This window comes from Methylobacterium sp. B1, assembly GCF_000333255.1.
Taxonomy (GTDB): Bacteria; Pseudomonadota; Alphaproteobacteria; order Rhizobiales; family Beijerinckiaceae; genus Methylobacterium; species Methylobacterium fujisawaense.
Genome location: NZ_BACT01000691.1, coordinates 1 through 6,765, shown reverse-complemented (window position 1 = coordinate 6,765; position 6,765 = coordinate 1). Strand labels below are relative to the sequence as shown.

The 6,765-nt window shown below is 69.4% G+C and carries 8 protein-coding genes; 3 read left to right on the top strand and 5 right to left on the bottom strand.

The window, feature by feature from the left end; all coding sequences use genetic code 11:
- The 4 genes from I53_RS20430 to I53_RS35785 form a co-directional block, all read right to left on the bottom strand.
- The coding region (locus I53_RS20430) for an MCP four helix bundle domain-containing protein (RefSeq protein ID WP_251982387.1) at window positions 1–394 on the bottom strand (394 nt) is incomplete at its 3' end.
- A gap of 6 nt (window positions 395–400) precedes the next feature.
- Window positions 401–886, bottom strand: a complete 486-nt coding sequence (locus I53_RS20425; RefSeq protein ID WP_043354088.1) for a chemotaxis protein CheW — start codon at window positions 884–886, stop codon at window positions 401–403.
- Window positions 886–2,964 carry a chemotaxis protein CheA gene (locus I53_RS20420; RefSeq protein ID WP_043354087.1) on the bottom strand — a complete coding sequence of 693 codons (2,079 nt, stop codon included), beginning with the start codon at window positions 2,962–2,964 and terminating at the stop codon, window positions 886–888. The genes I53_RS20425 and I53_RS20420 overlap by 1 nt, the downstream gene beginning before the upstream one ends.
- 542 nt (window positions 2,965–3,506) lie before the next feature.
- The gene (locus tag I53_RS35785) at window positions 3,507–4,739 is read right to left on the bottom strand and encodes a methyl-accepting chemotaxis protein (protein WP_043354084.1); all 1,233 of its coding nucleotides are present in this window, start codon (window positions 4,737–4,739) and stop codon (window positions 3,507–3,509) included.
- Between the two features lie 3 nt (window positions 4,740–4,742).
- Here I53_RS35785 and I53_RS34130 point away from each other — a divergent pair, with 3 nt between their 5' ends.
- From I53_RS34130 to I53_RS20405, 3 genes are all read left to right on the top strand, one after another.
- Entirely contained in the window at window positions 4,743–4,889 is a 147-nt protein-coding gene (locus I53_RS34130) for a hypothetical protein (RefSeq protein WP_158498479.1), read from the top strand.
- A 173-nt stretch (window positions 4,890–5,062) separates the two neighbouring features.
- Window positions 5,063–5,344 carry an STAS domain-containing protein gene (locus I53_RS20410; RefSeq protein WP_043354082.1) on the top strand — a complete coding sequence of 94 codons (282 nt, stop codon included), beginning with the start codon at window positions 5,063–5,065 and terminating at the stop codon, window positions 5,342–5,344.
- A 35-nt stretch (window positions 5,345–5,379) separates the two neighbouring features.
- Complete coding sequence (locus I53_RS20405) at window positions 5,380–5,745, top strand: response regulator (protein WP_043354080.1); 366 nt, start codon at window positions 5,380–5,382, stop codon at window positions 5,743–5,745.
- Window positions 5,746–5,842: 97 nt separating this feature from the next.
- On the opposite strand, the gene I53_RS20400 is transcribed toward I53_RS20405, so the two are convergent.
- Window positions 5,843–6,765, bottom strand: a 923-nt coding sequence (locus I53_RS20400) for a hypothetical protein (RefSeq protein WP_043354078.1), incomplete at its 5' end; no start/stop codon positions are given.

Sequence of the window (6,765 nt, the reverse complement as noted above, 5' to 3'; positions counted from 1 at the left end):
TACTTGTCGGACAGGTCATCCAGCAGCCGCTTGCCCTCATCCGCGACGATGTAGCCCTTGGCCTGGCCAAGCCGCCACGGGCGTCGTTGCGGTTGTCCGCAGCGCGCTTGCTGAACTCCGTCATCTGGGCGTCATCGGTGCTGATCACCGCCGCCCGCACGTTGCTGACGCCATTGATCGCGTGGCCCTTCGCGTCCAGCACGAGGGCCTGCAGCTCGGCGCGGCTGATGACGAACTTCATCGACTCCTCGGAAGACATCAACTTCTGATAGCCGACGCCGCCGGCCGCGGCGGTCAGGAGCAGGACGGCGCCGAAGCCGCCTGCGAGCTTGGCCTTGATCGAGAAACGCATCGTACTCACCCCACGCACGCAACACTTGGACAGGACAGCCACAAGATTTCAGTTGAGGATCTGCTCGAGTTCGGGGACGATGATGAATTCATCCCTCGCCTTGACGATCGACCGGATGTATTCAGGGCGCCACGTCGTGCCGACCGGCGGCACCGCCTGGCAGCTCGCCGGATCGATCTCCGTCACCGCGAACACCTTGTCGGCCACCAGCGCGACCACCACCGGATCGCCCCCCACCGCAACCTCCAGCACCAGGAAGCGCGTGTCCGGGCTGTCCGCCGCCGCCGGCATCCCGAACCGCTCGCGGATGTCGGCCAGGGGGATGACGTTGCCGCGCACGTTCACGATCCGGTCGATATGCGGCCGCGCCCCCGCCACCCGCGTCGCCGGGATCGGATCGATGATCTCGCGCACCATCCCGGCATCCAACGCGAAGCTCTCCGTGCCGATCCGGAACATCACCACCTGCTGGCCGCCCCGCGACCCCGCCTGCGGTCCGGTTCCGAGAGAACCGCTCGTCACGCCGCCGCTCATCACGCCACCTCCTGATACACGCGCGCGCCCTCGGCGCCGCCGCCGCTCACGAGCCGGCCGACATCGATGATCAGCGCCGCCGTGCCGTCGCCCAGGATCGTCGCCCCCGAGAACGTCGCCACGTCCGCGTGCAGCTTCGACAGCGACTTGATCACCGTCTGGTGGTTGCCGATGATCTGGTCCGCCACCAGCCCGACCCGGGCCTCGCCCGCCGCGACGATGATCACCTTCTGGTGCAGCTCCGGCTCGCCCGCGGCCCCGAACAGGCTGCGCAGCCGCAGGAACGGCACCAGCGCGCCCCGGATGTTCAGGAAGTCCCGCCCGCGCCCGCCGCGCTCGCCGGCGGGCAGCTCGACGCATTCCTCCACCGCCGCCAGGGGGATGACGTAGCGCCCCTCCCCCACCCGGATCAGCAATCCCTCGATGATCGCCAGCGTCAGCGGCAGGCGCAGGGCGACCGTCGTGCCGCCCCCCGGCTCGGTCGCGATGTCGATCGTGCCGCGCAGGCTCTCGATCGTCTTCTTGACGACGTCCATGCCGACCCCGCGCCCCGACAGGGCCGAGATCTCCTGGGCGGTCGAGAAGCCCGGCGCGAACAGGAACTGGTAGACCTGCTGGTCGGTGAGCACCGCGCCGGGCGCGCACAGGCCCTTCTCCTCGGCCTTGGCGCGGATGCGTGCCGCGTCGAGCCCGGCGCCGTCGTCGCGCACGCTCACCAGCACCTGGGCGCCGACATGCTCGGCGGTCAGCGTGATACGCCCGGTCGCGGCCTTGGCGGCGGCGGCCCGGCGCCCGGGCGCCTCGATGCCGTGGTCGATGGCGTTGCGGATCAGGTGGACGAGCGGGTCGGCCAGCCGCTCGATCACGGTCTTGTCGAGTTCGGTGTCCTCGCCGCCGGTGACGAACTCCACCGGCTTGCCGAGATCGCGCGAGAGATCGTGGATCAGGCGGCGGAAACGGCCGAACAGCGCGCCGATGGCGACCATGCGGATGCTCATCGTGGTGTCGCGCAGCCGCGCCGACAGGCGCTCGATCTCCTCCGCGATGCCCTTGAGGCCGGGATCGGCGCTCAGGCCGGCGAGCTGGCTCAGCCGGGCCTGGGCGATGACCAGTTCGCCGACCCGGTCCATCAGCTCGTCAAGCCGCTCCGCCTCGACCCGCACGCTGCTGGCCGGCCGCTCCTCGGCCCGCCGCGCCGGGCTCCGCTCAGCGGTCGGGGCCGCGGGCGCGATCGCCGGCGGCGCGACGGGTGGGGCTTCGACGGAGGCGATGGCGGCGAGACCCGCCGCCGGAGCCGTGACGGTCGGCGGCGCAAACGGCCCGGGCGCGGCCTCGACCGGTTCGGGTGCGGCGTCCGGCTGCGCCGGCGAGACCGGGACCAGGGTCAGGGTCATCTCGTCCCGCACGAACAGGAAGACATCCTCGATCGCCTCGCGGGTCACGGCCGCGCGCAGCGTGACGTCCCAGCCGATGGCGAGGCTCTCGGGATCGAGGCCCGGCAGTTCGGGCAGCGCGTCGAGGCGCGGCACGATCGTGCAGGCGCCGAGGTCGCGCAGTTCGTCGAGGAGCGCCAGGGGATTGGTACCGTTGCGCAGCACGTCGGGCGCGAAGGCGATGCCGATCTGCCAGCCGCCCTCCACCATCGGGATGGGATCGGCGACCGGCTCCGGATGGGGGGCCAACGGCGCGGCGGCGGGGCGGCCGGTGGTGCCGAGGAGCTGCTCGAGTTCGGCCAGGATGGCCTCGCCGATGATGGGCGCGCTGGCCTCGGGCTCCTCGATGAGGCCGCGGATATAGTCCTTGGCCGAGAGAGAGACGTTGACGAGGTCGTGGCCGACCGGAACCTCGCCGCGACGGACGCGGTCGAAGGCGGTCTCGAAGTCGTGGGTGAAGGCGGCGACCTGCTCGAAGCCGAACATGGCGCCCGAGCCCTTGATGGTGTGCAGGGCGCGGAAGGCGGTGTCGATCAGGGCGCGATCCTCGGGCCTGTCGCCGAGGTCGAGCAGGGTCGTCTCCAGGCAGGCCAGAAGCTCGGCGGCTTCGGCCCGGAAGACGTCGGCGGGATCGAGAGCAGTCATGGGACGGTCGGACCCGCTCACGCTAGACACAGATGCAGAATGAACCGCCCGGCTTCGAGCGAACGCGAAGACTTCGACTTTGTCACCGGGCGAATGTCTTTGAACTCAAGCGTTCGGCTGGATTGCCGAGTCGCGCCGCACCCTCACGGCGACGCGAAACGACGATCATCCGCCGCTCGATTTCGCCGGTTGTATATAATCCGACTAAAAATTTTCGGTTAACGCCGAGGTTTCGATGCCTGACGGACAGTATATCCGCCCATCGCCCAAGGTATTTGATTATCGGATACTGAGATCGCGTGAGCCGTGGATCACAGGATCGCCGTGTCCGGCATCCTGCGCCGGTCGGTCCGGCACGGGCTCTCGTCGTGCATCCCATGCGGATGGGGGCCGCGGCCCTGCTGGGTGCGGCCGGCGGAGAGACGGGGATGAGACGTGGGGCCGGTCGCGGCAGATCCGGCGCCGAAGCCCCGGCCGCGGCGCAACCGCCGACCGGGCCGGACCGGATTGCCCGCGGACCGCGCCTGGCGGCGCGCTCGGGTTCAGAACAGGTCGATGCCGTCCAGATCGTCGGCGGCCGGGCGCTGCGCGGCCGGGGCGACCCCGAGCAGTCGCTCCGTCAGGCGCGCCCGGACCTCGCCGAGGGTGCAGCGCGCGATCGCCACCTCGATCCAGGCCGGGTCGGCGCCGGAATCCGGCACCGCGCCGTCGCCCGCGCTCGCTCCGGAGAGACGGCCGAGTTCCGCACCGGCCGCGCGCAGCAGGCCTTCGACGTTCTCGATGCGCTGCTTGGCCCGGTCCTGGAACTGCATCGCCACGATCGCCGCCGACACGTCCTCGGTGATGGCCTGCGTCGTCTCGGCGGTCTGGCGCAGGACGCCGGCGACCTGGGCGTTCTGCTCGACGAGGGCCCGCATCACCATGCGGACGCGCAACTCGGCGGTGCGGCTCTCCTCGGAAATGTCGATCGCCGCGATGTCGCCCAACAGGGCGTGGCTGCTGCGCAGGTCGGCCGCCATGGTGCCGATCTGCTGCTTGATCACGTCCGACAGGGCGTTGATGGTCGTGGCGAGGCCGCGCACCTCGTCGGCGACCACGGCGAAGGCCGCGCCGCTGCTGCCGGCCCGGGCGGCCTCGATCTTGGCGTTCAGGGCAAGCAGGTTGGTCTGGCGGTTGATCTTCTCGATCTCCGCCACGCTGCCCTCGACCGACGACAGGCCGTCGAGGGCCCCCGCCAGCCCCTGCGCGAGGGTCGTCCCGCGGGAGGACATCAGCGTGATCCGCGCGATCAGCGCGGCGAGCGTCTCGCCGAGGCCGGCGGCGACATCTCCGAGGTCCAGGGTCTTGTCGTCGATCCGTACGGTCTGAACCGAGGCGACGAGGCCGCGCACGATCTCCGACTGCTCGCAGGTCGAGGCCGCGATGTTCTGAAAGCGGTTGGACAGGCCGTGGACATTCGCCTCCACATCCGCGGAGACGATCCCGAGCTCGGCGATGAGGGCGTCCAGGAGCCCCCGCTGCTGCGCCGAGAGGCTGAGCCAGGCCTGGAGCAGATCGGCCGACCGCGTGGCGGCCGCCGGGTCGGCCGGGATCTCGATCTGCGGCGCCGGCGACGTATCGGCGGCGGGGGATGCCACCGTCTCGGGACGATCCGGCGGCGCGAGCGCGGAGCCGGACACCGCGCCGGGCACTGCGCCGGATCCGCGCCGTCCGTCGGCCCGCCGGAAGCGGGCCGGGACCTGCCTGAGAATGTCGTGGGCAGCTTGGAAGGACATCAGATGTCGGATCTCTCGGCGTCGACCGTCGCGCGCCGGTCAAGCCGCAAACCGATGGACGGCGTCGGCCCGACGGTAAGGATCGCCGTTAAAGAAAGCGTTATCACCGGCAATGAAGCGCAAGAGCGAGACAACAGATTTCTGTATTGACGCTTGAATTCCGTTCCATGATGAATCGAATTCCAGCTGTGCTGCGTCCGGCGGCGGCGGCAACAGCGGTGGATTGGTCTGCCGTCGGTCAGAAAGAATTTACCCGCCGCGGTGTTGTCTCCGCCGGAGAGGCGCAGCGGCGCCCAATCCTGTCGTCGAGGGCCTGAACCCGCATGTCCGAGGCTTCCGTCCTCACGCTCGAATCCGACTGCACCATCCGGACGGTCCGGTCGCTGCAGGGCGCTTTGGCGGCGGCCCTCGCCGGCGCGACGCGCCTCACCCTGGACTGCGCGGCGGTCGAGCGCGCGGACATCACCTTCGTCCAGATCGTGCTCGCGGCGGACAAGGCGGCACAGCGTCAAGCCACGGAGATCGCGCTGGCCAATGTGCCGCCGGCGGTCAGCGGCGCGTTCCAACGCGCTGCGATCGCCCTCCCCGGCCGGGCACTCCGCTAGGCCCACGCTTCAGGCACAAGAACGGAATCCTTGTCATGGCCACTGTCCTCGCCGTCGACGACTCGCCCAGCATCCGGCAGATGATCAAGGTCGTCCTCGGCCCGGCCGGCCACACGGTGATCGAGGCCGGCGATGGCGCCGAAGGCTTGGCGAAAGCCAAGAGCGCCAGCGTCAACCTCGTCATCACGGATCTCAACATGCCGGTGATGAACGGGCTGGAGATGATCAAGCAATTGCGGACGTTGCCCGCCTGCACGGGCGTTCCGATCCTCTTCCTGAGCACGGAATCGGACGAGGGCATCAAGCAGCAGGCGAAGGCGGCCGGGGCGACCGGCTGGATCACCAAGCCGTTCAAGCCCGAGCAGCTGCTGGCCGTCGTGTCCAAGCTGGTGCGCGCCTGAGGGCGCGGGGCCGGTCCCGGCGGCGCGGCCTTCCGGGACGCCGGCCCCACGACGTCGGCGCCGTCCCCCGCACCGCGAGCGGGGACGCGCGTCGCCGTCACTTCAGGTGGTAGGCGACCCCCGCGATCAGCGCCTTTTCCTCGGTGTTGATGGTGCGCCGCGGGTCGGCGCCGAACTTGTTGCGCCAATACTGGAACCCGGCGAAGACCTCGACCCGGTTGGGGGTCCCGGCGAGCAACTGCCCGACATCCAGGACAAGGTTCGTCTGTGAGGCGAACTCCAATTGCGTGTCGTTCTGGTTGATCGTGCCGTAGCGCCCCTTGGGCAGGATGATCGTGTTGAAGCCGGCCAGGGACAGCGGCAGCCCGGTGAACGGCAGCGGGATCGTGTAGGTGATCTCGAATTCCGGGGTCAACTTGAACTCGACACTGCGGAAGTGCGAGTAATCGAAGCCCGGCACGGCGCCATTCCCGAGGATGCCCGGCGTGGGCCCGTTCCCCGCAAAGCCGTTGCGGGAGAAGTCCTTGTAGCCCTGGACCTTCAGGTTCACGAACCCGGCCGGCACGTCGAAGGCGAAGCTGAGGCCGAAGGTGCCGGCCCGCTTCTCAGCGTCGAAATACGTGTCCTTGGTGTTGATGTCGGCCCCGAACGACAGGCCGACATCCTTGACGAAGCCCGGAATCGCGAAGGTCTCGGTATCGAAGATCTTGTTGAAGCTCAGGACGCCGCGATAGATCAGGTAGATTTCGGTCGCGCCGTAATCCTTGAACGGGCGCCGCTTGTCGCCCGCAGGATCCTGGGAGCCGGATGTGAGGATGTCGAGGGAGATGAGGTTGGTGCCGTAAGCCCATGAGTCGGCGTGAAACACGTTGACGACGTTCTTCGGCAGCTCGCGCGGGGCGAACCCACCCTGCGCCGTGCCGTCGGGACGCCGCACGAAGAGCCCGGGCTCCGCCGACGGGCCCTGGAAGCGGTAGCTGACCACCGTGTCGGAGAAGCCGAAGTACGAGGGCGGCGGCG